This window comes from Paenibacillus sp. 2TAB23 (genome assembly GCF_052115165.1).
In the GTDB taxonomy this organism is placed as follows: Bacteria; Bacillota; Bacilli; order Paenibacillales; family Paenibacillaceae; genus Pristimantibacillus.
Genome location: NZ_JBFRGD010000008.1, coordinates 164,340 through 187,641 on the forward strand (window position 1 = coordinate 164,340; position 23,302 = coordinate 187,641).

Below are 23,302 nucleotides of genomic sequence, written 5' to 3' on the forward strand. Positions count from 1 at the left end.
CTGTATCTTTTAGACGAGACGTTCTACGCCATTGCCGATTGTGCATACATAGAAATCAGCCGTTAAGCCCGTCGCTTCGTTGTATTTACGGCCCACTTCTTCTTGGAACGCATCAATGCTGTCTTCATGCACAAGGGAAACCGTACAGCCACCGAAGCCTGCGCCCGTCATACGGGAACCTAGAACGCCCGGCACCTGGCGCGCTGCCGCAACCATCGCGTCAAGCTCGTCGCCTGTTACTTCATAAAGGTCGCGCAACGAGTCATGCGAGCCATTCATCAGCTTGCCGAACTCTGCAAGATTATTGGCTTTGAGCGCTTTGATCGATTGAAGGACGCGGTCGATTTCTTCTACAACGTGCTGAGCGCGTTTTTGAACCGTTGCATCCTTGATCAAATGTTTGGCGGAATTGAATTGCTCCAGGCTCAATTGGCCAAGCAGTGTAATATCTGGGAATGCTGCTTGCAAATCAACAACCGCTTGCTCGCACTGAGCACGTCGCTCGTTATAGGCCGAGTCAACAAGACCGCGGCGCTTGTTCGTGTTTCCGATTACGAGCTTGTAGTTTCCAGAATCGAAAGGAATCAGGTCATATTCAAGCGTGTCGCACATCAATAGGATCGCGTGATCCTTCTTTCCGTTTGCCACGGCGAACTGGTCCATAATGCCGCATTGCACGCCATTGAACTCGTTCTCCGATTTTTGGGAGAGCAGCGCGATTTTCACCTTATCGGTCTCAAGGCCTTCGAGCGTTTGCAGCGCGAATGCCGTAACGACTTCGATGGAAGCAGACGAGGATAGTCCTGCGCCGTTTGGAATCTCGCCATGATAGAGCAGGTCATAGCCGCTGCTGAATTGCACGCCTGTTTGTTGAAGCTCATAGACGATGCCCTTCGGATAGTTCATCCAGTCATCCGCTTCGTCATACACGATGGAATCGATCGAAAAACTCTTGGACGATGGGAAGTTGGTTGTCGCTAGGCCAAGCTGGTTGTCTGCGCGCTTGCGGACAAGCAGCGTCGTTCCGAAGGTCAGAGCCGCCGGAAATACATAACCGCCGTTATAATCGGTATGCTCGCCAATTAGATTTACACGGCCCGGAGCATGGAACACGGCGATGTCGCCCGCTTCTCCGCCGTATTGCTGTATGAATTGCTGTGTTAGCGCGTCAATGTTTGCCATTTGCTATCACGTTCCTTTTTATCAATGTAGTGTGTGTTGATTGCAACTTCAGTATAAGGTAATGAGGGATAAAACGAAATGGCGCCAAATGCTTTTTATATGGATTTATGTGACTTCTCATGCCTTAACCAGACATGCTATGATAGTGTAAAACCTACATTCGTTCACATTCCTATTTCATTATAAAGCAGGTGTAAAGTAAAATGCATCAGGATATGTATACGGTTGCCTCCAACCCGGTTATCGCCCTCAGCGACGCCTTGCCGCTTAATGTGCTCTTCGCCGGCGAAAGCCAGACAAAGCCACTCCACCGGCTTGGACCGAAAGTTTACGACTTCTATTTGATGCATACCGTTCTAGAAGGGAAGGGTCATTTCATATGCGACGGCATCAAGCATGAGCTGCATGCGAGCCATACCTTTCTGATTGAACCGGAGCAACTGATCAGCTACGAGTCCGACAGCGAATATCCGTGGCGGTATCGCTGGGTCGCTTTTAAAGGTACGCAAGCATCCGACCTAGTTGCCGCTGCTGGCTTCGCGGAAGGACGCCAGGTTGTATTCACGCCTGACAAGCGCCGGACGGGAGCGCTGTTTCGCCAAATCTTTGAAACGTTCCGGCGAGGCGGTGCCGCAGCGGACATGAAGGCTGCTGGCTACCTGCAGCTGCTGATGGCCGAGTACAAGGTAATGCTGCATGCTTCAAGCGGCGACTCACTGAACAGCGGACAGGCAGAGGGAGATCGTTTGCTGCAGCAGGTTGTCCATTATTTATCGACCCAGTACGCGCATCCAGTCTCCATTGCCCAAATGGCCGAGTCACTTGGGTATAATAGAGCTTACCTGTCTCGTCTATTCAAGCAACGGACCGGGCAATCGCCTGTCTCCTTCTTGCTTAAGCTACGCATCGACAAAGCCAGGCATATGCTTCGCGAGCGGCCCGAGCTGACCATTGAACAAATCTCAGCTTCGGTAGGTTTGCAGGATGCGCTTTATTTCTCCAAGCAATTCCGCCGGCTTTACGGACAATCCCCTACAGCCTATCGCAATGCCATGAAGAGCTTATCCGATTAAATGTATCGATTTCCGGCATGCTCTAGTATGGTCTTCCGCCCGCTTCATATTCGTCAATTCGGGTAATACTACCTTAAGGAGTGATGAACCATGAAGGAACTACATACCGGGAAACTATATTGGCCGGTTACATTAAACGATGCGTTGGAATATGAGCCGCTGCAAACAAACAAGAAAACGCAGGTCGCGATCATAGGCGGCGGCATGTCTGGAACGATTTGCGGAGCCGAATTCGTGAAGAACGGACTAAGCACGGTTATGCTTGAGCGCGGCCAGGTTGCAGGCGGAAGCACTTCCGCCAATACCGGCTTGCTTCAGTTCTGCAATGACATCATGCTCACCGATTTGATCGACCAAATCGGTGAGCATGATGCGCAGCTCTTCTATAGAGCATGCAAGGATGCCGTGGATTCGCTTGAAGAAGCAGCGAGAAGCCTCCCGGCTGACGTAGGCTTTATCAGGAGAAGCAGCCTCTATTATGCTTCAACAGAGCAAGACTTACCCAAGCTAAAGAAAGAATTCGAGGCATTAAGCGCTTGCGGCTTGGATGTTGAGTTCTGGACGCCTGAGCAAATCGAGGCTCATTTCCCCTTCCGCAAATCGGGGGCAATCGTGGCTCATGGCGATGCGGAGGTCAATCCATTTCAATTCGTTAACGCAGTTGCAGACGCTGCGGCCCGCGCCGGTCTCGAGATTCACGAGAATACCGACGTAGTCGCACATGAGACCCTCCCGAATGGGCTTCACCTGCTAAGAACAGCGAATGGCTGTGAGATAGAGGCTGAGCATGTCGTCTACGCGGTTGGATATGAGCCTGAAGAGCTGCGCGGCAAACTGATTAAAGCCGAGCTGAATCGCTCATTCGTGATCGTTACCGGTGTCCAGCACGATCTCCAAAGCTGGCATGAGCGATATCTAGTGTGGGAAACCGCACGTCCCTACTTATACATGCGTACAACCATAGATGGGCGAGTCGTCGTTGGCGGATTGGATGAAGAGATCGAGCAGCCGCTACATAGCGATAAAGAGAGAATGAAACGGAGCCATAAGCTGCTTGAAAAGATGCAGGCTCTTTTTCCTCAACTGCAGGCGCCGATCGAATTTGAGTGGAATGGCACTTTTGGTGATTCACGTGACAGCTTGCCTTTTATCGGAGCCGATCCCTCATGGAGCAACGTGTATTACTGCCTTGGCTATGGCGGCAACGGCACCGTATACAGTATGATTGCAGCCAATTTGCTCTGCTGCTTGATTCGCGGCGAGGAACACCCTTTAGCCGAAATCATCAAGCTGGATCGTCAATCGTTAACAAAGGTATAGCGAGCTTCATAAGTCCAATAGAAGAAGCCTCATCTATACGCAAGCATTCTCTTGCGTAATAAATGAGACTTCTTTTTCATTCCTTCTCTTCTATTCTTATGCTCCTGCAACAATCAATGAAGCGCTGCATGTCCGAAAAACAGCTTCCGCCGCGCCTAGCCGCGATAAATCCGGCCCGCCATCCTTATCGAGCATCGATTTAGTCTCATCGGTTTCAACCATAACGATGACCGATCCGCTTTGGAGCGCTTGGTTGCATATTTCCGCTTCTTCATCATCAAGACCGAGCGCATGGAGCGCGCTAATATGCTCGTCTGCTCCGAGCAGCAAGGCTGCGGCAAAAGCATTGCCCCCTACCGTATAAGGAGCTGTGCCGTAACCTGTCATTCCAAGTACCGCATTCGTTCCATTACCCGCGTAGCCGGTTGCGGCAGCCATTCCAAATTTGCTGTTGCCCTCATGCTCGGAAACGTCTTCAAGCTCTCGAAGCTCGTCAACATGGACGTCGCTTTCAGCTTCAATGCGCCTTGAATGCTCGGAATCCTTAGCAAGCACCTTTAGCTCCCCTTTCGTAAAACCCGCTTGCTCCAGCTGACTGATCGCAGTAATGGCTTGTTGTTCCGTAGCAAATACGCCGATTTTTCTTGCCATCGATTATCCCTCCTGATTACAGACCAAAATAAAAGTACACTTTATAGATCAAGCTAACGTTGGTATGCCCTGTTTTTGCGGAATAAGTCGTATTGTGTAGAATGATGGCACAGAAACATAAAGGATCGCTCGAATCCAATGATCAGGTTGTGCATCCATGCAGTTCGCGGTATGATAAAGCAATAGATATTGGAAAATCGGACAAGCAGGAGGCAAAGCGATGATCCATCGGATGCTTCGCTATCCCGCAGGATGGGAATGGCATGTACTGCAGCAAGCAAGGCAGCAACCCGTCAGGGATGAGCCCTTGCCCAGCAGAAAAAATGCACATAAATTAGCAGCCTCTTCGCGAGAAGAGCAAAGAGCCGTTAAAGCCTTTACGAAGCAAGAGCAAGACGCGGCAGAGCAGCACATCGATGAATTAAAGATGCAATTTCCAGAATCCGCCGCTTGGATTGATGAGTGCGCGGGCAGGCGAACAAATAATATATCCGTTGGGGAAACTTCACGCTCAGGCAAGCTGCTTTATGGCACCCTTATGTTTCAAGTAACGGACGACCAAGCAGACGTGCAGCCCTTCCACTTCTGGCTTACCGATAAGAAGCTGCTTACGATGCATGAGGACATGCGCTTGCCGCTAAGACTGCAAGCCGTTCAACATGCTCCGAAGCTTGAGAGCTGCACGACCGCTCCCGAGGCGATGTTCATTATGCTCAGCATTATACTGGACACGTTCCATGCCGGCTTGGATGGATTCGAGAAACGGCTTGGCGAGCTGGAGACCACGATGCGCCAAGAGAATCGGACTGGTCTCATCGATGTCATCTTTGAGCGGCGTTATGATCTGCTGCATTGGAGCCATCTATTCATTCCGGTACGCGAAGTGCATAGCGCAGCAAAGGAAGCGTTCATGGACGACCTGACTGAATCGGACAGCTTCCAAAGAATTACGCATAAGCTAGAGAGGATTGATGCGCTGCTCAAGCACTATGCGCTGGAAATCGATACATTGATTTCCATGGACGATGCGATCTCTAACTTTCGGGGCAACGACATTATGAAGACATTGACGATCTTTACGGTATTGTTTCTGCCTGCTACCATTATAGGGGGCATATGGGGCGTCAACTTCGAGAATCTCCCTTTCAAGGAATACAAATGGAGCTTCACGGCAATGATTGTGGCTATTCTCATCATTACGTCGTGCATGTACGTTTGGCTGTGGAAGAAAGGCTGGACTGGCGATCTGCTTAATGGACGGTCACCGAAGGAGATTGTAGCTGCCGAGGACGCTCCGATTCAAGTGAAACGCTCTGACCGCAGAAGAGCTAGCCGCGTGAAAGCTTCAGCTTCTTCTGCCATCAAGGAGAAAAGTCGAACACATCGGAAATAAAGCTGATCAATCGCAGCCATTGTAGGGTCGACCGTACTTAGCAAACACTACATAAAAAACCGTCCAGTCAAGGCATACCCTTGATGGACGGTTTTTTGAATGTTAAAGCTTATACTTTCACTGGAAGTCCCGTGCGCGCAGAATCGTTAGCTGCAATCGTTACACGGTGCGTCAGCATCGCATCTGCATAAGTGGAGCGAATGCGTGAAGGATCTCCCGTCTTGACTGCGTGCAGGAATGCATCGTTCTCCAGCTCATACGGATTCTGACGATTCGCATATTCTGTTTTGCGGCCTGCTTCGGTATCGATCAACCCGTTATGTCCTAGCTCCAGAACACCTTTATTCGTATAGATATGCAAGCCCGAACGGTCTCCCGCCGGAATCGCACATGTATTGCTAATGGTGGCAACAGCGCCTCCCGCCAGCTTTAAGGTGACGGTGCCCACATCTGGAACGGATACGCCCTCCTCGACGGTGTTCATATAGCGTTCGCCGTAAGCAGCATAAACCTCGCTTACTTCACCTACCGTATAACGGAGCAGATCGACGATATGAGTGGTTTGCTCGACGAATTGCCCGCCAGAGCCCTCCAATTTACGCCACCAGCTTACCCCTGGCATGGAACCCATCCAATAGCCGAGTGCCATTAGAGTCGTACGCTCGCGAAGCAGCTCTTTGGCACGATCTGTCCCTTCCATATAACGGAAATGGTAACCGGCAGAGGTAATGAGTTTCTTTTCCTCAATACCCTTAAGTATTTCAGATGGCAGCTCATCGTCTACACCGAGCGGTTTCTCGACGAGAAACGGGATGCCGCGCTCTATGAGCGCTTTCTCAATCTCGCCATGTGCGAATGGGGGCACGCATATATACACCGCATCAAACTTACGGTCGTCCAACATGTGATGAATGGATGAATAGCCTTTGGACCCATCGAAGCGCATGGCAGCCTCGTCGGCTTTCTGCTGGCTTGTTGCAACAAAACCTGTCACTTTAACGCCGTCTAGCTTGGCCAGCTTCTCTGCATGCATCATGCCGAACCACCCTGTGCCTACTATACCTATTTGAAGTGTCATCTATGAATCCCCTTTCAGAATCGGCTTGCTTCCATGATTATACTTGGAAATGCTCCGGAAAGTCTATGTTTTCCGCTGGTACCCATCTGCCCGCAGCTTCATACAATACAACATCGGAATGGACGTAAGGCGTATGAGCGGAGGGATGGATATGGGAGCAAACTCAAGAACTGTTCAGGCTCCACAGGAGCTCGATCTCAGAACGGCATTGTTTCTAGCTGCCGTTTGCGGTCAAACCTACATGCAGTACAGTAATAATGGCGGCCTGTTTCTTGTACCAAGAGGCTACAGCTTGGTCGGTGAATTCACGGCAAAAGCGTATGATAGCAGCGAAGAACGGTTCGGATTCGTTCTAACCTCCGAGATTGCCTCCGTTCTCGCATTTCGCGGCAGCGGTTCCGCCGTAGATTGGGTATCAGATTTCATCGCTCAACAAACCTCCTATCGGCCGGTAAAAAACAACGGTCTTACGCATAAGGGATTTACAGACATCTATATGTCTGCCCGTGCCCGCATTCTCGATTTATTAAAGCAGCTTCCCACGGATAAGCCGTTGTTCATCACGGGCCATAGCTTAGGCGGGGCGCTCGCAACGCTTGCAGCCATGGACATAGCGAGTAATTCCGCGTTTGCAGCGCCGATCATCTATACGTTTGGCGCGCCGCGGGTCGGAGATCCTAAATTCGCAAGCAGCTATAACGCCGCAATTGCGACCCATTGGCGATTTCAGAACGAATTCGACATCGTCCCCCATCTGCCTACACTCGTATACCAATCACCCAAAACCAAACAAACCTATTATTATATGCATGTAAAAGGAGAAGTTAAACGCTCGTTCCGCATGGGCTCCGTCGCTGGGAACCATATACTTTCGAGCTATTTCTCCGACCTTGTAAATGAGGATCCTGCCTTTGCCGTATCTATTTGCTCCGACCCTCCCGGCTGGTGCCCCGACATTCAGCTCTAGCTTCCAATGTTTGTCCGCAAAAAAATAGTGAAGCAAATTTCAGGCTCCATGAAACCATGTTTATGGTTTATGGAGAGTGAGAGTTGTTTCACTAGAGCTGTTTCAGAGCTGTTTCAGAGCTCTTTCCCTACAGACGAACCGGAAGCACATATAGCAGAATCGCAAAGAAATGAACGATCGACCCTCCAAGCACGAACAGATGCCATACCGCGTGATGGTAAGGAAACCCTCGCCACACATAAAACACGGTACCGAATGTGTATAGCAAGCCTCCGGTAATGAGCAGCTGCAACCCTCCAGGAGCTAAGTGCTCGCTCAAAGGCTTCCATGCGAAGACGATGATCCATCCCATTGCAATGTAGATGAGCGTGGAAGTAAATAAAAATTTAGAGGCAAAAAACGCCTTGAAGACCACGCCTATGAGAGCGGCTCCCCAGACAATGCCAAATAGAATCCAGCCAAGCTTGCCTTGTACGATATGGAACAAAATCGGTGTGTAGGTGCCTGCAATAAAGACGTAGATGAACGAGTGATCAAGCGACTCAAATATGCGCTTGGCCTTTCCTTCTGGAAAGCTGTGTACGAGCGTTGAAGCCGCGTAAAGCAGCAGCATAGCCGTTCCGTATATCGTAAAGCTGACCACATGCAGGGCCGTTCCTTCTGAAGCAGCAAAAACGATTAGCAGCACCAGAGCAGCAACGCTTAGCGCTGCGCCAATGCCGTGCGTAACGGCATTCGCAACTTCTTCCTTTTTGGAATACGTATGTGTATTCGCCATGTGATACCCACCTCCTAAGTCGCACAAGCCTGCGATAAAGCCCTTCTCTCGCCAGCCTGCCTCTACTCAGTGTAAAGAATCACACCCACCCTTTCAACCAGCCTCGCACGCGGTCAACCGTTTTATCGAGATTGCAGACTGCCTCTTGGTCTGCATAATCTTCCGTGTGACGGAAATAATCAGCATGTCCCCCTACCATCGGGATGCCTTCGACATAGCCAGGCGCATACTTCATGCGATTCCATCTCGGCATCGTATAACGATCCCGGCTCCAGCCGCCCCATGTCCCAATTCGGCTAATCGGATCATTAAGCTTGCCTAGACGGTCAATAGAATGGAAATAGCTTACATGGCTCTGCAGCTTGGGATCGATCGGCGTTCTTGGCGAGCCGACCTGTACGATGCGGAAGTCCTCGACTTTCTCCTGCTCATGAAGCATCTTTGCTGCCTGATAGGCTGCTGCTCCACCACCGCTGTGGCCAATCAGCAGCATGCGCTCTCCGCTAAAGGTTTCTTTAATCTTTGCAAGTGCATGCTGGCCCCCAATCCTGCCCGCGGTTATTCGATTGGAGAGGTCGCTTCTCACCTCAAGCACCTGCCTGACTAAGTTCCGGCTTGCATCGCCGTAAGGGAAAATAACATGAATGGCAGGCTCGATGCCATCGGACTGAAACAGCTTTTCAAGCTTTATTTTACATTCGGTAAATATGCTATTGGATGTTGCGACACCGGCTAGCAAATAAATATTCATGCGAGATGGTTTGGTCGCCGTCATAACGAATCCCTCCAAAATCATGTGCGTATATTCATTATGTGGGATAGCAGCAAATATCATTCTTCAATCTATTTGTTATTTCCTTGAAATTCAGTTTTCCACTCAATGCTGTTACGGTCAGCGGATGCGTTCAGATACCAATATTGCGATTGATGTTTCGCTTCTGCTCCCGTCCATCATTTTACGTTGTACGACAGGAATAGGTGCCGAGAAGACGTAGGCATAAAGAAAAACGCCTAGCTGTTTCCAGCTGGCGCTCCTCCTTAGCTATTGGTGCGTTAAGCTTGCCTTGTCGGCTGTTATACGCCCATTTTCTTACGCTGATTGTTTACTTTCTTCGTGTTCTGGCTCTTCAGTGCCTGCGTCCCAGTAGAAAGATGCGTTTGGCCAGGGGCTCCGCCAGCTTTCAATTGCTTCTTCTGAGCAAGCAGCTGTTTCGCTTTCTCCGCTTGAGTCAGCTTCTTCGGCTGCTCTGCGGATTCGTTTTGTTCGATTGTAGACATAGGTTCACCTCGCTTCATGCGCTACGTATTTCTTATTCTACTACACTTATATATCTGGTAAAAGAGGCTTTGCTCAGGGTTGTATGATTTGTTATGCGCAAGCCCGCCAAACCCAGCTGCCGCTCGATCGGTTCCGTCGTTACGATGACCGCGCGTTTAGCCCATCCTTTTATGCTCCCCAACATAGCCAACTGCTCATTCTCCGGCAGCACCGAGCATAAATTGTAAGGCATATCAATAATTGCCGCATCGTACATCCCTTCGAGAAGCCGCATATCGCCAAGCTTTACGAGATCAGGATAGCCAAAATGGGCTAGGTTGACCCTCGCTCCCTTCACAGCCAGCGGATTGAGATCGAGACCCACGATCGCGATCCCCATTGATAATGCTTCAATAAGGACTGTCCCCATGCCGCAGCAAGGATCAATAAGGCGAAGCTGTTCTGGAGATGCACCTGCGGCAATATTGACAATCGCACGCGCAGCTCTTGTCGGTAGCGCAGTGGAATAGTTTTGCGGCTTGTTTTGATGCTTCAGCCATACCGCGCTGCTTTCCTCCAGCAAACCGAAATACCAGCTGCCATGCAGCTTTGTAAGTCCAAATAACCGCTCAGGCTTTCGCATTTCCACTTTGCCTCGGATAACCGCGCCTGCAGCCCGCTCCAGCTGCCTCTGCTCCTCGTAGGAGACTGCCTCGTCACCTTGCGTATAGAGAACCTTGAATGTCAGACCGCCTAACTCAACGAGCGATAGCTGCGCAAGCAGCTGATCCAGACTGTCTGCTTGCTTCAAAACTTCGATTCGACGCTTCATGAAAGGGCTGCGGTCAACGGCGATATTTCGCTTGCTAAGCCATGCGCCTCCAGCGACTGGCTCTCCGAACAGCAGCTGGAGCTCAAGCGCACACAAGTCCGCCTCATCCTCATGACATGCGTACGTATAAATAAACATAGATGCCCCCGCTATCACAATAAGTTAATCGCGCTGCGGCACGAACGCCGTTTCCTCTTGCTCGCCGCGCGTCGCCTTTCCGGCCGCTCCCGGGAGGCTGCCGTCGTGAGACAGCTCAGCCAGCTGCTTCTCCAACGTTTTTATTGTGCGCTGAAGCCGGATTTGCCGTATCATGCCAAGAAGACCTACCGTAAGACCGCCGAGCAGCGTCGATGCCAAGATCACAAGAATAAGCGGAAGCGTCGTTTTCGTAAATAGGAAATTCACCTGCACCGAATCGACGTTTATCACCGCAAAAATCGCGATTAGAAGCGCAAATACGAGCGCGGATATAAGAATGCTTTGTCCCTTCACTCCGATACCTCCCTTTTCCAGAAATCATACCATAAACCCCATCGATTCGCCTATTGTCAAGCCATGCTCGGACATGCCGCCGCTTCCTTATTACTTAACCGTATTTAGGGAAGTATGAAGCAAATAATAAGGCTTGTGTCTCCTGACAGCCCCTTGTGATCTGCAAATTCACTTGCGCACGCTTGCCTTTGATGCGTCTTGGCGAAGCTGTGTCACACCAACCTTAATCACAATAAACAAAAGGACCGCAAGCTGCGGGAGCGTTGTCTCCCAGGTTGGGTAAACGCCAATCGCGCCAATAGTCGGTAGGCTTGAAGCCGTATGCGTCGGCACCCAGCCCGAAACCTGCAAGGAATGGATGCTCTCTCCAAGAAAACGAACGACCAAGTAATAGATAAGTGCTGATGCCACTAAGAAAAAAGGGCGTACCGGAAGCTTCGCACTGAATCTAATGATGGCATAGCCTAATGCCAGCAGCAGTACGAATGTTGCACCGAAGCCGAGCGCGAGCTGAGATGGCGCAATCGATGGTGCCATTCCGACATAAAAAATCGTTGTTTCAGCACCCTCGCGGAAAATAGCTAGCCCGGAAACGGCAAACAAGGACCACAGGCTGCCGCGAGCCAATGCCCGGTTCATTTGCTTATCAATGTATTGGTTCCAGTTGTGGATGTTGGACTTATTGTGCAGCCAATTGCCCACTGTAATCATAAGCGCCACGGATAATAAACCGGCAATGCCTTCTATCGATTCGCGCGCGCTCCCCGCTGCTACCTGTGCAATCGCATACGTTAATATGACAGCCATGATGCCGCTGAGCAACAGCCCCACCCATACGCCTGACCAGACCCATTTTCGCTTGTCCTCATTACCCGTACGCTGCAAGAAAGCAAGCAAAGCTGCGAGTACCAATATCGCTTCAAGCCCTTCGCGGAGCAATATCATTCCAGCATCCCAAGCCGTATAGCGTGTTTCCTGCATCATTGGCTCCAGCTCGGTCAACATTTCTGAAATGACCGATTCTGCTTTATCCGCAGCAGGAGGATTCGATGCCAAATATCCGCCTGCCTCAGCCATCTGCATTTCAATGCGGCTGTACACCGCAGCAGAACGGAGCTGGACATCGCCTTCAATTGCCGGCCAAGAGGCAATGAATGCATCCATTTGACCTGCTGCTTCGGGAAAATGGCCGAGCTGAATGTCGTTTAACGCTTGTGCAAGCATGTCAACGGCATCTGCGACAGTCAAGCCCGCATCCTCTGTGGCGGGCGCAACATTACCAGCTTCATAATCATTAATGAGCTGAATGAGTGCAGCTCCCTCGGTCTGCGCTTGCTCCGTACGGGGCGGATTAGCCTGAATGGCGATGCGCAGCATGCTCATCCTTGTCTCCAAGCCCCCGTATACGACAAGATTATCCGCCCTTACGGCCGGCTCGATCTTAGGCCACCCTGCATTGATTTGTTTGTAAGCGACATTCGCCTGTTCCCATTCCCCTGCTTCAACATGCGCAAGCAGCTCTCCAATTAACGGAAGCATACTTGCTGCAGCAGCTTTTCCGTCAAGCTGCGGAACCTGCTCTTGTACGCTTTTCACATAGTTGTTCAATGCCTTTGCTAGCGTAGAAAGCGACTGCTTGCCTTTACCTTCATCCGCCTTGCTGCCCGCTGCCAGCAGCGCTTTCACCGCACCTGCAAACGCCGAGTCCACAGCGGCCGACTCCTTGGTGGATGCTGGATTCAGCTGCTTCCACTTTGCTGCAGCAGTGTCTACATGGACGCTCGCTTCCTTCCACTTGCCTTGCCCGGCTTCAACCAAAGCGCTGCCCACGAGCGGCAGCAGCTGATTCAGCTCAGCCGTCTGCGCATCTTCTGCATGAACTGGAATATCTCCTGCCACTAATAGGACGAATAGAAAAACAACGGAAACGAAACGTTTTAGATGACGTTTCATTCCGCTGCTAGGTYGTGCGAACATTCTCGTCCGCTCCTTTCATTCCGAAGAGCTTCTATCGTTTCATTGCGAGCTCTCGCATCTAAAATATCTAAAATAACGTTTCACCAATATAGCCGCCTTCGCTGACCCCGGGGAAGCAAGCAAATACGGCACTTCCCGTATGCACGATGTACTCGTTCAACAGGTCGCTCTGACCAAGCTTTTGCTGCATCGGGATAAACTGCTTCCGAGAATCGCGGTTATAGCAAATAAACAGCAAGCCAGCATCGAGTTGACCCGTTTTGTTGTCCATGCCGCTGGAATACGAATAGGAGCGGCGCAGGATTTTCACCGAGCCATCGCCGTGTGCGAGACGTACATGAGCGTTCATGGGAATGACAGGCTTGCCCTTCTCATCCTTTTGGTCCAGATCGAGCTTATCTCTCTCATGAACAGCGCCGAGCGGTGCGCCGCTAGCGCGATGCCTTCCAAAGGTAGCCTCCTGATCGCCAAGCGTCGAGCGGTCCCAGACCTCTACCCGCATCCGAATCCGCCTAACAGCCATATAGCTGCCCCCGTCCATCCAATGCATGCCATCAGAGGTTGAAGCCCATACAACCTTGTTCATCTCCGCTTCGTCCGTTACATCAGGGTTACCCGTTCCGTCACGGAACCCCATTAAATTCCGTGGCGTCGCTCCCGACGGATCGGAGCTGCTCGTGCGCTGAAAGCCCTCCTGCGTCCAGCGCAGCACAGCTTTCCCGCGCGCAATTCGAGCCAAATTACGCAGCGCATGAAAGGCAATCTGCATGTCGTTCGCATTCACTTGAACGCCAATGTCGCCGCCGGACCATTCCTCGCGCAGCTCATCCCCTCCGAACGCAGGCAAGTCAATGAGCGGTGCAGGCCGTTTCCCACCTAAGCCGTATCTCCCATCGAAAAAGGATGGGCCTACGCCAAAGGTAATCGTCGTACGCGAAGGGGATAATCCCTCCGCTTCCCCCGTATCCGATGGCGGCAAGTTTAAGTTATCGTTCGTATCGCCCAGCAGCTCCCCCCTTGCCATCGCCGCAGCCGCATTGGTCCAATCCTGGAACAGCTTGCGCACGTCGCTTAGCGCAGCTGCTGTTAAATCAAACGCTGCAAAGATGATAAAGTCCTGTGCCGGCGTCGTAATTCCGGCTTGATGCTTGCCATAGAAGCTAACGATGTCAGCTGATTTGTCTTCGGGAACCTGCGACGCCGGCTTCGCCGCACTGCGCATCTGTCCCGAGAATAAACTTCCCACTCCCGTTGCTCCCAGCAGCAAGCCGGCCCCGCCAACGCCAGCCAGCCGCAGTAAATCCCGGCGGCTGATTTTTTTATCTGTCGGTTTGCTCTCCGTTTCACCTTTATTTGGCTCTGTAGGTCTGTCCATGCGGTTATGCCTCCAATATGGTCCCCATTTGCGATAGCGGCTCTGCGAGCGCGTCAATGAGCTGGCTCAGCTTTTTCGTATCCTCTTCTTTCAATTCCAAATAGGATACATAGCCGTCTCCTGATTTGTATCCAGCAAGCGCCTGCTCCAGATCAGCAAAGCCTTTGCCAATCTGTTCGTCTAGAGCTGCATCCTTTTTATTCAATTCACCCTTAACAAGCTGATAGATTTTGTCTGCGCCTTCCACATTCGCAGCGAAATCATACAAATCCGTATGCGAGTAACGCTCTTCCTCACCCGTCACTTTAGAGGAGGATACTTCATTCAGCAGTTCTACCGCACCCGTTACGAGCAAGCTAGGTTCCACCTCGACGGTTTCCATCAAAGCGCGAAGCAGCTTGACATCCTCTAGCAGGCGATCGGCATATTCCTCCATGCCCTCTGTCGAGTTTTTCTCCCACAATCCTTGCTCAATCCGGTGGAAACCACGCCAATCTTTATCCTCAACGTCATTTTCCCGCGCATCGATATTGGGATCTAGATCACCAATCGCTTCCGCTATCGGCTCAATTCGCTCGAAATACATACGTGTAGGAGCATAAAGCTGCTTAGCCGTTTCCACGTCGCCGTCTTTCACAGCCGTCACAAATTTCTCTGTTTCTATTATAAAAGTGTCTGCCTGCTCAATCGTAAATTGCCGGTAGCTCTCAAGTATCGGCGCCCATGCGTCGTCCGCTGCAGCCGTTTCATTCGCCGCATTCGTCGAGGCGCTCTCATTAGCCGGTTTATCATTCTCCACAGCATTTGAGCCGCAGCCCGTAAATACGATTGTACACGCCACTAAAAAAGACATGACTTTAAACTTCATTATGATTGCTCCCCTACTCCATTAGATTCGATCTGTTTTATTCTAAAATGAAGTATATTCGCAAGTGATAATCATTGTCAATTAAATGTTTTAGTACTAAATAAAGCGGCCTCTCCCTTGATCTTGCTTGAGAGAGCCGCTCACGGCTAATTTATATTTTCTTCTTTTACCATTTCTATTCAGAGATCCATTCCATTACAGTGGAATGAATCGTTTTACCTGTCAGGATAGCCTGGTCCATCAGAAGCGCAAGATAGTGATCCTGAGAAGCCTCTGCCAAGCTATAGAATGACGGGCCATTCCATGCAGCGTAATCGCCCATTCGGAGCAAACAGGTCGCTATCGCAATTTCATCATCACTAAGTCTTGCGGGAGCGGCCGGATTGCGATACAGCCACTCCCCTTCTGCCATTACACCGCGATGGTAATAGCCCTCCAAGTTGCCATGGTGCCCCGTATCCACGCGGTGAAGCTCCGTATATATAGGTGTAGCAAAATCATGCAAATAACTAATTTCGTTGTCAACAAGCTCCCCTTTACTGCCTCTTACCAGCATTCGGCTTCGGCGAACCCATGAGAAATATTGATCGCCTGTGAAATCATAAACGGCAAGCTTATTGCCAAAGCGGAAGGTTGCGATTCTTTGGATGGACGGAGCCATCTGCTCCTCCAGCGGATCGCCTTGACGGCTTGGCCCTTTCATCAGCATCGATTCGAAATCCTGCCCGCTAATCTCTGCAGGTTCGAAGCCAATGCCCAGAAGCTGCCTAATCAAGCTGATTCCATGATAATCATGGGCAGCCGATACTTGTACCTGCGACACCTCGCCAAGCTTCCCAGAATGAGCAAGCTTGATCCGTGCTGCGTGCATAGGCTGAAACAAATACTGCTCCGCCACTTGGATTCTCGCACCCTTCGGCAGAGACTCGCATAATGCTTGGAGACTTGCAATATCAGCCGCTGGAGGCGTCTCAGCTAAGACGGGTATCCCTCTCTCCGCTAGTTCATGCATGATCTCTGGCGCAACAAGCCGAGGTACAGAAACAACCACAAAGCTGAATTGGCCAGACTCCTCCATCAATTGCCGAAGCGTGCGGACCGTCCGTATGCCCCATTTCGCCTCCAGCTCCAATCCTTTTTGTTCATCTCTTACCATGATGGCATGGATATGGAAACGGTCAGGCATCGCTTTGGCGATCCGAATATAAAATTCCGCGCGCCAGCCGCCGCCTACAATTCCGAAACTGATTATCGACATTTTTTCGTTCAACCTCCGTGTTTGAAAGTCATTCGCTTAGGGTATAAAAAGAAAAAAGACCTCTTCATGAGAGATCTTCTTTATGCCGTTCTAAAGGTGCCCGTTGCTTTAATTTCCTCTGCGACGCCCGTATAGGCATGCAGCTTGCCATGATAGACTAATTCTAGCAATGTTGTATTCTCCAGATCGGCTGGAGTAACGAACAAAGACGGCTTATTGACTAAACTCACTCCGCTCTCCTCAAAGACAGAAGCAACGAACTGTGAGCAAAAATAAGCATAATCCCGTTTCATCTCAATGTTGAGCATAATGCCCAGCATGCCAAGCAGGTTGTACTTGTATTGATCGCGATTCTTTTCCATATACTGAATTTGATTTCTTATGTTTATATAGGCACAATGACTAATCGTGCATCTGTATAGTGCGCAGGTCGAATGCTCAAAAAATACGCCACGTACGTCCTCTTTCACGAATCCGGCAAAAAACGGATTACTTGGGTTTTTTCTCCCAAAGCTGTAGACCTCATTCAAATCGCTGTCAAAAGCAATCGACGCATGGTTCAGCATATTCTTTGTATACCATCTAATTGTCTTCGAAAATAATGTCCCCGTGTTCGTTAAGAGCACATAGATTTCCTTTTCTCTATTCATGCCGTACTACCTCCACATTAAAGAACTTTCATCTAGGTATTAACTTTAATGCAGGAGAACTAAATTCTAAACCTGCTCAGGTAATAGGCCTATCCCCGACCTTAGTCCAGTTCTGTAAGCATAGTGTGACAGAAGATCGTCTACCAAACTCTCCTACTTGCATAGCCTTACTCCATATTACTGGATTTTCTCCTTTTACTCAATAAGAAAGTCGCCCTTTTCTCCCTCATGCTTAAAAAAATGTTAACATTTGCATATATGAGAGATGATATAGTAAAAAAAGATTTGCACCCTGCTTAAACTATTTATATGCGCTTGATCATTTTTTAGTATAGTCGTTTTTAGTTTCATTCAATGATAGCGGAGGGTTTATCTATGGAATGGTTTAACCGTTATAAAGAACAATTGGGACAAGTTTACTCGCAGGCCGAGCAAACCATCTCGAAATTCCCCGAACCTTTGCGGACATTAGGGCTTACATTTGCAGACAAGCACAACCCCGTTAAGGAACACAGCGGGAAGGACTATATTTGCAGCCTTCTACCTTATTGGATTAAGGAGCCAAGCGGCATCAGCGAATTGGAGTGCGGGCGGCTTGCTTTAGCTAATGTATATGGAATGCTTTATTTTTTTATTCAAGATGACGTGATGGACAGCCAGCCTTCTTCCGGCTGGAAAGGCCAGCTTGCCCTTGGCAACCTTCTATTACATGAAATGCTTAATGTCTTACGCGGGCTTTACCCATCAGACTCTCCGTTCTGGGAATATTATAACCGTTATGTTGCCGCTTGGGCTGAGAGCGTAACAAACGAAGACAGCGAGGATTACTTTGTGAGCGATCCTATCCGCACCGCAGGCAAAGCCGGTCCCGTCAAAATCGCAAGTACAGGCGCACTCCTCTTGGCAGGCCGTACGGAGCAGATCGAGAAGCTTGAGCATGCCATCGAAATCGTGCTGATGACGCTTCAGATGGCCGATGACTACGCCGATTGGAAAGAAGATCTAGCAGAAGGCAGCTACAACGGTCTGCTCGCGATGATTGCAGCCGGCAGAAGCCCAGATGAATCGCCTTTAACCGAAAAGGATGCTGAGAATGCGATTTACATTCGGGGATGCATGCAGCAATACGTGCAGTTTGCCACCGACAATCATAAGAAGCTGCATGAATTGGATGCAGGTGCGAGTGAACTAGTAGACTTTCATTCGTATGTATTGGATCATTTGAACCACATTCGTGATACGTTAGAATCAAACAAAAATGCCCTTCTCAAAGGCGGACTCAATTACTTTGTAACTAACTCTACTCTTTTATAGGTTCTATAGTTTCTATTATTTGTCGAATATTTGAAAATTTATATAGAATTTGTCGAAAGGACATGATAGACTGGGTATGGTAAACTTATACATATTCGGAAGGGTGATTATTGTGTCAACAAGACAAGATCTTCAAGAACAAATCATTAATAAAGCTTGGGAAGACGCCGAATTCAAAAAACAGCTTATTGCCAATCCGAAAGCAGCAGTCAAAGAAGCATTTGGCGTAGATCTTCCGGACACAATCGAAGTTGAAGTTGTAGAAGAATCCGCTAATAAATTTTATTTGGTACTTCCGGAAAGCCCTGCAGCGGTTAAGGCAAACGAAAATGTAGAAGTACCTATGTGGCTATAATTTAAAATGCAATAGTAGCGTGTATCCCTATTTTCATACATACACGCTATTTATTAATTCCTAATGGTAATGATATCGTAACCGTAGTGCCAACCCCCTTCGTACTTTTAAAAATAATTTTCCCTTGCATAGCTTCTATTATCCGAAAAGTAACCATTAATCCCAATCCAGTACCTTTAGACTTTTTCGAATAGTATGGCTCGCCCAATTTTTTTAAATCCTCTTCACTTATCCCTTCCCCATTATCTTTAATACTGATAAACACTTGATTAGAATCCTCACTCTGATAAGCTTTAATTTCAATTCTTCCTTCTGAACCAAACGATTCTATACTATTTTTTATGATATTTATTAACGCTTGTTTTAATTTTGATGTATTTCCACGAACTAATAAGCCAGAATCTGCTTTGACATCAATAATTCCCCCTTGCATTGTAGCTAATGGAATAAGGATTCCTTCAATTTGGTGTAATTCTTCTCTTATATCTAATAACGTATTGTTCTCTAGCTGCGGTTTAGCAAAAGTTAAAAAATCCGTAATGATTTCTGAAGCACGATCGAGTTCATCAATTGCGAGTACCATATAACTCTTATCTTTGTCATTCTTTGATTTTGCACCCAACAATTGAAGAAACCCTCTAGTTACCTGTAATGGATTTCGTACTTCATGGGCTACAGACGCTGCAAGTTGGCTAATAATCTCCATTTTTTCAGAGCGTTGCAATTCATTATTAAAGACCTCAAGCTGCTTAGAGTATCTTAGAACCTGTTCATAATTTTGAGAAAAACGTCTTGCCAGAATAACTACCAACGAAGTAATAAAAGCCAAAACTCCTAATTTCCAATAAAACATCAAATGGAGTTTCCCACTCGAAAAATACCATAAGATTTCGCCTGATCCTATTGCAGCAAAAAGAATCAAACCGGCAGACATGATGATAGCATCCTTATTCCCTTTTCTACTAAAAATAATGAGCGAACCAACAAATAATAAATTACCGAAAACTATTGATATCGCGAAGAAAACGGCAGAAGCGTAAGCGTACCAACCATATACCATATCCCATTTAAAGCTTACGAGTAGCCAAATAATACTTATCAATGAAACAACTAGTTGGAAATTTCTAAAATGCTTTATTAAACCGTATGGACCACGACCAAATATTTTTTCAATATAAAAGAAAAGTGATGGAATTAATAAGGTAGAAAAAATATCAAACAAGTAATAGCTTATATAGCCATACTCACTGAAACTATTATGAATAAAGGGCGAATATGTAAGAATCATTATTCCAGTTGAGAAGATGACTAATCCTAATGATCTTAAGCCTTTTATAAAATCTTTATTAAGAAAGAACATAATCGCGACCATGGCTATAGATATAATTATGAGTGATGCTCCTAAAATAACATCAGCCAAATCTAAAATCATATGTTTTTTAGCAATAGATCGATATTCTCCTATCGTTACTACGTCTTGTAGACCTATTCGATCTGTAAATGTGCTGATTTTCATAACAACAAAGGTATTGGATGATTTCTTACTCAATGGCAATAAGATCTGGTACTTATCATATGCATAATCTCTGTTGCTCTCAAACACCTTTTCATTACTTATAAAAATTTCTATATTTTGCGCATATATTTTATTTATAGATAATGCAGGAACTGTCCAAGCTAATTCTGGTAGCTTAAACTTAATCCAGGCTGTATGGATTTCTTTGGGAACTTTTGGATATTGATCGCCATAATTAATTTCGACCCAGTCTGAATCTTTACTTGTTAACACATTATCAACCGAAAGCTGACTATCTTCCTCCCACATCATTTCCCATTTCGTAATAGAAACCGCTGGCTTATCAGATAAAGCATAAGAGGTAGTCACCAAAAATGGCGATATAAAAAACAATAAAAGCATAGCTACAAAAATGTATTTGTTGAACCCCTTCATCGGACACCTCTATACAAATAATATAAGCATTCTACCTTACTATATTTCGACAATCTTCGATTTATTACCTTCCACCTTTTCCTTTTTTACCAAAAATAATAATTTGAAACAATTTTACCCTATACAACTATTACCGCCTAATTCTAGTATACGATAGCTTATTTAAATTAACAGTATGCAAATAAGGACTTTTAGACCACTTTTCATATTTTAACATTATTTTAAAGGTTCTATAGTATCTATTATATGTCGAAAATACGATTTTCATATAGATTGTGTCGAAATTTCCTGATAGAATTAGGAAGGAAGACTTATACATATTTGAGAGGATGATCAATGTGGCCGCAGAGCAAACGTTGCAGGAACAAATTATTCAAAAAGCATGGGAAGATGCTGAATTTAAGAAACAATTACTTGCAGACCCTAAAGCAGCGGTGAAAAAAGCTTTCGGCATTGACATACCAGATTCCATCGAGGTAGAAGTAGTAGAAGAAACAACTAATAAATATTATTTCGTGCTTCCACAAAACCCTTCAGACATAAGCAACGACGGCGATTCCGATGGAGCCGCTTGGCAATAGACAGAGAAATAGCGCTTGACTGCTCTTGAGCAATCAGCGCTATTTTTTTACCATTGGGAACTGAATAGTAGCTTCCGTTCCTACCCCTTTTTCACTTGTAAAGAAAATGCTTCCCTTCATGACCTCGATAATTCGAAAGGTTACCATTAAGCCTAAGCCTGTTCCTTTTGTTTTTTTGGAATAGTATGGCTCTCCCAGCTTCTTCAGTTCAAGCTCGTTCATACCTTCCCCGTTGTCTTTAATGCAAATGACTACATGAAGATCGTCTTTTGAATAAGCTTGTATGACGATTGTTCCGCCCTTGTTAAGCGCTTCTATACTATTTTTAATAATGTTAATAAGAGCTTGCTTGAGCTTTGACGAATTGCCATATACGTATAAATTTGAAGCCGATTCAACCTGGATGATGCTGCCTTGCATATTAGCCAGAGGAACGAGTATCGCTTCGATTTTCAATATTTCTTCTGCTACGTTCAGAGTAGTCATCTGGTCCAGCTCCGGCTTGGCAAACATCAGAAAGTCCGTAATAATTTCCGATGCCCGGTCCAGCTCCTCGATTGCAAGCACCATGAAGCCTTTCTCTTTCTCATTCCGTGGGCTTTCACCCAGCACCTGTAGAAACCCTCTCGTAACTTGCAAAGGATTGCGCACCTCATGGGCTACGGAAGCAGCTAGCTGACTAATAATTTCCATTTTCTCCGAGCGTTGAAGCTCATTGTTGAACACCTCTAGCTGCCGAGAGTATTTCAATACCTGATCATAGCTTTCTATAATTCTTCTAGCCAATATAAATAAGAGCGAGACAAGGAAGGTCATGATGCCCCATTTCCAAAAAAACATATCGTAGTTCATTTCGCTTATGAAATACCAGATGACTTCCATCACGCCAATTGCTGCAAATATGCCAAAGCCCGTAGCCATAATGATCGCATTTTTATTCTTCTGCAAACAAAAACGGATGAGTAAAATAAATAGCAGACCATTTCCTATAATTATCGTTCCACCGAAGGTAATAATGGTAGCTGATGTATACGCGCTGCCAATTTCGCTAGAAGAAAAGGAAAGGAACAACCAAATAATAGTAATGATAGAAACGATAACTTGCAGCTTTCTGAACCTTGTAATGATCTTCCATGGCCCTTTTCCGAAAATCCTCTCAAAGAAGAAAAACAAAGACGGCATCAATAAATTAGAACCGATGTCAAACAGATAATACATCACTCTTCCATTATGACTGTACATCGTGTGCAAGTATGGGGATAGTGATAGAATCATTAAGCTTATGGAGAGAATGAAAAAGCTAAGCGAAACTAAACCTGCGAGGTAGGTTCTGTTCAGAAATATAAAACAAAGCAGCAGTGCCAAGGAGACAAACAGTAAAATGGATCCAAGAATGACTTCATAGACTTCCTTCTTCAAGAAATCCTTGTTGAGCGCTTGTCCCTCTCCAACCTCCGGCTGTGCCTTGAATCCAAGCCAATCCGAATCTGTTTGTACAAATAGATAGACGAACTGACCTGATTCCGATTCGCTTAGCGACAATAAGATTTCATTTTTGTTAAAGGGATAATTCCGGCTTGATTCATAAACCACCTTTTGATCCATAAAGATCTTAACGTCCTTGGCCGTAAGCTTCGTTATTAACACAGCCGGTCTGCTCAAATCGTACTCTGGAAGCTTGAATCTGAGCCAAGCAGCACGAATATGGGCAGGCTTATCCGGCAATGCGTCATCGAATGTAAACGATTGCCACTCTCCCGCCGCAAAGACGCCGTTCACTTCTTCAATGGCAGGCACGGAATCCTCATCCCACATCAATTCCCATTGGGGTATGCTATTGCTATTCAATTTTGTATCGGCTTGAACCTTAGAGGTCGCCACCGAAAAGAAAGAAAAGGTGACCACCGCTATAATCAGGAGTGCAATCCATCTATGTAATGCCTTCATTC

22 protein-coding genes are annotated in these 23,302 nt (G+C 47.3%); 7 read left to right on the top strand and 15 right to left on the bottom strand.

Annotated features, from left to right (window positions below):
• Positions 1–9: 9 nt before the first annotated feature.
• On the bottom strand, positions 10–1,182 hold the full coding sequence (locus AB4Z29_RS13980) for a galactokinase (protein ID WP_441943653.1): 1,173 nt from the start codon (positions 1,180–1,182) through the stop codon (positions 10–12).
• A gap of 203 nt (positions 1,183–1,385) precedes the next feature.
• Here AB4Z29_RS13980 and AB4Z29_RS13985 point away from each other — a divergent pair, with 203 nt between their 5' ends.
• Together AB4Z29_RS13985 and AB4Z29_RS13990 are read left to right on the top strand one after the other, a co-directional pair.
• Positions 1,386–2,255, top strand: coding sequence for an AraC family transcriptional regulator (locus AB4Z29_RS13985; RefSeq protein WP_441943654.1), 870 nt, complete (start codon positions 1,386–1,388; stop codon positions 2,253–2,255).
• A 90-nt stretch (positions 2,256–2,345) separates the two neighbouring features.
• Positions 2,346–3,575: an NAD(P)/FAD-dependent oxidoreductase gene (locus AB4Z29_RS13990; protein ID WP_441943655.1), complete on the top strand. Its 1,230-nt coding sequence runs from the start codon at positions 2,346–2,348 to the stop codon at positions 3,573–3,575.
• A gap of 96 nt (positions 3,576–3,671) precedes the next feature.
• Here AB4Z29_RS13990 and AB4Z29_RS13995 read toward each other — a convergent pair whose 3' ends face one another.
• A complete protein-coding gene (locus AB4Z29_RS13995) occupies positions 3,672–4,226 on the bottom strand; it encodes a hypothetical protein (protein ID WP_441943656.1) in 555 nt (184 codons plus the stop codon).
• 220 nt (positions 4,227–4,446) lie between these two features.
• Here AB4Z29_RS13995 and AB4Z29_RS14000 point away from each other — a divergent pair, with 220 nt between their 5' ends.
• Complete coding sequence (locus tag AB4Z29_RS14000; RefSeq protein ID WP_441943657.1) at positions 4,447–5,619, top strand: magnesium transporter CorA family protein; 1,173 nt, start codon at positions 4,447–4,449, stop codon at positions 5,617–5,619.
• Between the two features lie 109 nt (positions 5,620–5,728).
• On the opposite strand, the gene AB4Z29_RS14005 is transcribed toward AB4Z29_RS14000, so the two are convergent.
• Positions 5,729–6,697: a Gfo/Idh/MocA family protein gene (locus tag AB4Z29_RS14005; RefSeq protein WP_441943658.1), complete on the bottom strand. Its 969-nt coding sequence runs from the start codon at positions 6,695–6,697 to the stop codon at positions 5,729–5,731.
• Between the two features lie 151 nt (positions 6,698–6,848).
• Here AB4Z29_RS14005 and AB4Z29_RS14010 point away from each other — a divergent pair, with 151 nt between their 5' ends.
• Positions 6,849–7,664: a lipase family protein gene (locus AB4Z29_RS14010; protein WP_441943659.1), complete on the top strand. Its 816-nt coding sequence runs from the start codon at positions 6,849–6,851 to the stop codon at positions 7,662–7,664.
• 127 nt (positions 7,665–7,791) lie between these two features.
• On the opposite strand, the gene trhA is transcribed toward AB4Z29_RS14010, so the two are convergent.
• The 10 genes from trhA to AB4Z29_RS14060 all read right to left on the bottom strand — a co-directional run bounded on the left by trhA (position 7,792) and on the right by AB4Z29_RS14060 (position 17,152).
• Positions 7,792–8,442: a PAQR family membrane homeostasis protein TrhA gene (gene trhA / locus AB4Z29_RS14015; protein WP_441943660.1), complete on the bottom strand. Its 651-nt coding sequence runs from the start codon at positions 8,440–8,442 to the stop codon at positions 7,792–7,794.
• Positions 8,443–8,521: 79 nt separating this feature from the next.
• Positions 8,522–9,217, bottom strand: coding sequence for a lipase family protein (locus AB4Z29_RS14020; protein ID WP_441943661.1), 696 nt, complete (start codon positions 9,215–9,217; stop codon positions 8,522–8,524).
• Positions 9,218–9,516: 299 nt separating this feature from the next.
• Positions 9,517–9,720 carry a hypothetical protein gene (locus tag AB4Z29_RS14025; RefSeq protein ID WP_441943662.1) on the bottom strand — a complete coding sequence of 68 codons (204 nt, stop codon included), beginning with the start codon at positions 9,718–9,720 and terminating at the stop codon, positions 9,517–9,519.
• Positions 9,721–9,752: 32 nt separating this feature from the next.
• The gene (locus AB4Z29_RS14030) at positions 9,753–10,670 is read right to left on the bottom strand and encodes a TRM11 family SAM-dependent methyltransferase (RefSeq protein WP_441943663.1); all 918 of its coding nucleotides are present in this window, start codon (positions 10,668–10,670) and stop codon (positions 9,753–9,755) included.
• Positions 10,671–10,694: 24 nt separating this feature from the next.
• Entirely contained in the window at positions 10,695–11,024 is a 330-nt protein-coding gene (locus tag AB4Z29_RS14035; protein ID WP_441943664.1) for a LapA family protein, read from the bottom strand.
• 168 nt (positions 11,025–11,192) lie between these two features.
• A complete protein-coding gene (locus tag AB4Z29_RS14040) occupies positions 11,193–13,001 on the bottom strand; it encodes an FTR1 family iron permease (RefSeq protein ID WP_441943665.1) in 1,809 nt (602 codons plus the stop codon).
• Positions 13,002–13,068: 67 nt separating this feature from the next.
• Positions 13,069–14,376, bottom strand: coding sequence for an iron uptake transporter deferrochelatase/peroxidase subunit (efeB, locus tag AB4Z29_RS14045; protein ID WP_441943666.1), 1,308 nt, complete (start codon positions 14,374–14,376; stop codon positions 13,069–13,071).
• A 4-nt stretch (positions 14,377–14,380) separates the two neighbouring features.
• On the bottom strand, positions 14,381–15,244 hold the full coding sequence (gene efeO / locus AB4Z29_RS14050) for an iron uptake system protein EfeO (RefSeq protein WP_441943667.1): 864 nt from the start codon (positions 15,242–15,244) through the stop codon (positions 14,381–14,383).
• Positions 15,245–15,419: 175 nt separating this feature from the next.
• Positions 15,420–16,502 carry a Gfo/Idh/MocA family protein gene (locus tag AB4Z29_RS14055; RefSeq protein ID WP_441943668.1) on the bottom strand — a complete coding sequence of 361 codons (1,083 nt, stop codon included), beginning with the start codon at positions 16,500–16,502 and terminating at the stop codon, positions 15,420–15,422.
• An 80-nt stretch (positions 16,503–16,582) separates the two neighbouring features.
• Positions 16,583–17,152 carry a hypothetical protein gene (locus AB4Z29_RS14060; RefSeq protein WP_441943669.1) on the bottom strand — a complete coding sequence of 190 codons (570 nt, stop codon included), beginning with the start codon at positions 17,150–17,152 and terminating at the stop codon, positions 16,583–16,585.
• A gap of 375 nt (positions 17,153–17,527) precedes the next feature.
• On the opposite strand from AB4Z29_RS14060, the gene AB4Z29_RS14065 reads away from it, so the two are divergent.
• Positions 17,528–18,466, top strand: coding sequence for a hypothetical protein (locus AB4Z29_RS14065; protein ID WP_441943670.1), 939 nt, complete (start codon positions 17,528–17,530; stop codon positions 18,464–18,466).
• A 112-nt stretch (positions 18,467–18,578) separates the two neighbouring features.
• A complete protein-coding gene (locus AB4Z29_RS14070; protein ID WP_441943671.1) occupies positions 18,579–18,821 on the top strand; it encodes an NHLP leader peptide family RiPP precursor in 243 nt (80 codons plus the stop codon).
• Between the two features lie 46 nt (positions 18,822–18,867).
• Here AB4Z29_RS14070 and AB4Z29_RS14075 read toward each other — a convergent pair whose 3' ends face one another.
• Positions 18,868–20,772, bottom strand: coding sequence for an ATP-binding protein (locus AB4Z29_RS14075; protein WP_441943672.1), 1,905 nt, complete (start codon positions 20,770–20,772; stop codon positions 18,868–18,870).
• 329 nt (positions 20,773–21,101) lie between these two features.
• On the opposite strand from AB4Z29_RS14075, the gene AB4Z29_RS14080 reads away from it, so the two are divergent.
• Positions 21,102–21,353 (top strand): NHLP leader peptide family RiPP precursor, encoded by a 252-nt coding sequence (locus tag AB4Z29_RS14080; protein ID WP_441943673.1) that lies wholly within the window; start codon positions 21,102–21,104, stop codon positions 21,351–21,353.
• A gap of 39 nt (positions 21,354–21,392) precedes the next feature.
• Here the strand turns inward: AB4Z29_RS14080 and AB4Z29_RS14085 are convergent, their stop codons facing one another.
• Positions 21,393–23,300, bottom strand: a complete 1,908-nt coding sequence (locus AB4Z29_RS14085; protein ID WP_441943674.1) for an ATP-binding protein — start codon at positions 23,298–23,300, stop codon at positions 21,393–21,395.
• Positions 23,301–23,302 lie beyond the last annotated feature (2 nt).

Coding starts and splice junctions, on each gene's coding strand:
- AB4Z29_RS13980 (WP_441943653.1), bottom strand. CDS start 1,182: ATGGCAAACATTGACGCGCTAACACAGCAATTCATACAGCAATACGGC.
- AB4Z29_RS13985 (WP_441943654.1), top strand. CDS start 1,386: ATGCATCAGGATATGTATACGGTTGCCTCCAACCCGGTTATCGCCCTC.
- AB4Z29_RS13990 (WP_441943655.1), top strand. CDS start 2,346: ATGAAGGAACTACATACCGGGAAACTATATTGGCCGGTTACATTAAAC.
- AB4Z29_RS13995 (WP_441943656.1), bottom strand. CDS start 4,226: ATGGCAAGAAAAATCGGCGTATTTGCTACGGAACAACAAGCCATTACT.
- AB4Z29_RS14000 (WP_441943657.1), top strand. CDS start 4,447: ATGATCCATCGGATGCTTCGCTATCCCGCAGGATGGGAATGGCATGTA.
- AB4Z29_RS14005 (WP_441943658.1), bottom strand. CDS start 6,697: ATGACACTTCAAATAGGTATAGTAGGCACAGGGTGGTTCGGCATGATG.
- AB4Z29_RS14010 (WP_441943659.1), top strand. CDS start 6,849: ATGGGAGCAAACTCAAGAACTGTTCAGGCTCCACAGGAGCTCGATCTC.
- trhA (WP_441943660.1), bottom strand. CDS start 8,442: ATGGCGAATACACATACGTATTCCAAAAAGGAAGAAGTTGCGAATGCC.
- AB4Z29_RS14020 (WP_441943661.1), bottom strand. CDS start 9,217: ATGACGGCGACCAAACCATCTCGCATGAATATTTATTTGCTAGCCGGT.
- AB4Z29_RS14025 (WP_441943662.1), bottom strand. CDS start 9,720: ATGTCTACAATCGAACAAAACGAATCCGCAGAGCAGCCGAAGAAGCTG.
- AB4Z29_RS14030 (WP_441943663.1), bottom strand. CDS start 10,670: ATGTTTATTTATACGTACGCATGTCATGAGGATGAGGCGGACTTGTGT.
- efeB (WP_441943666.1), bottom strand. CDS start 14,376: ATGGACAGACCTACAGAGCCAAATAAAGGTGAAACGGAGAGCAAACCG.
- efeO (WP_441943667.1), bottom strand. CDS start 15,244: ATGAAGTTTAAAGTCATGTCTTTTTTAGTGGCGTGTACAATCGTATTT.
- AB4Z29_RS14055 (WP_441943668.1), bottom strand. CDS start 16,502: ATGTCGATAATCAGTTTCGGAATTGTAGGCGGCGGCTGGCGCGCGGAA.
- AB4Z29_RS14060 (WP_441943669.1), bottom strand. CDS start 17,152: ATGAATAGAGAAAAGGAAATCTATGTGCTCTTAACGAACACGGGGACA.
- AB4Z29_RS14065 (WP_441943670.1), top strand. CDS start 17,528: ATGGAATGGTTTAACCGTTATAAAGAACAATTGGGACAAGTTTACTCG.
- AB4Z29_RS14075 (WP_441943672.1), bottom strand. CDS start 20,772: ATGAAGGGGTTCAACAAATACATTTTTGTAGCTATGCTTTTATTGTTT.
- AB4Z29_RS14080 (WP_441943673.1), top strand. CDS start 21,102: ATGATCAATGTGGCCGCAGAGCAAACGTTGCAGGAACAAATTATTCAA.
- AB4Z29_RS14085 (WP_441943674.1), bottom strand. CDS start 23,300: ATGAAGGCATTACATAGATGGATTGCACTCCTGATTATAGCGGTGGTC.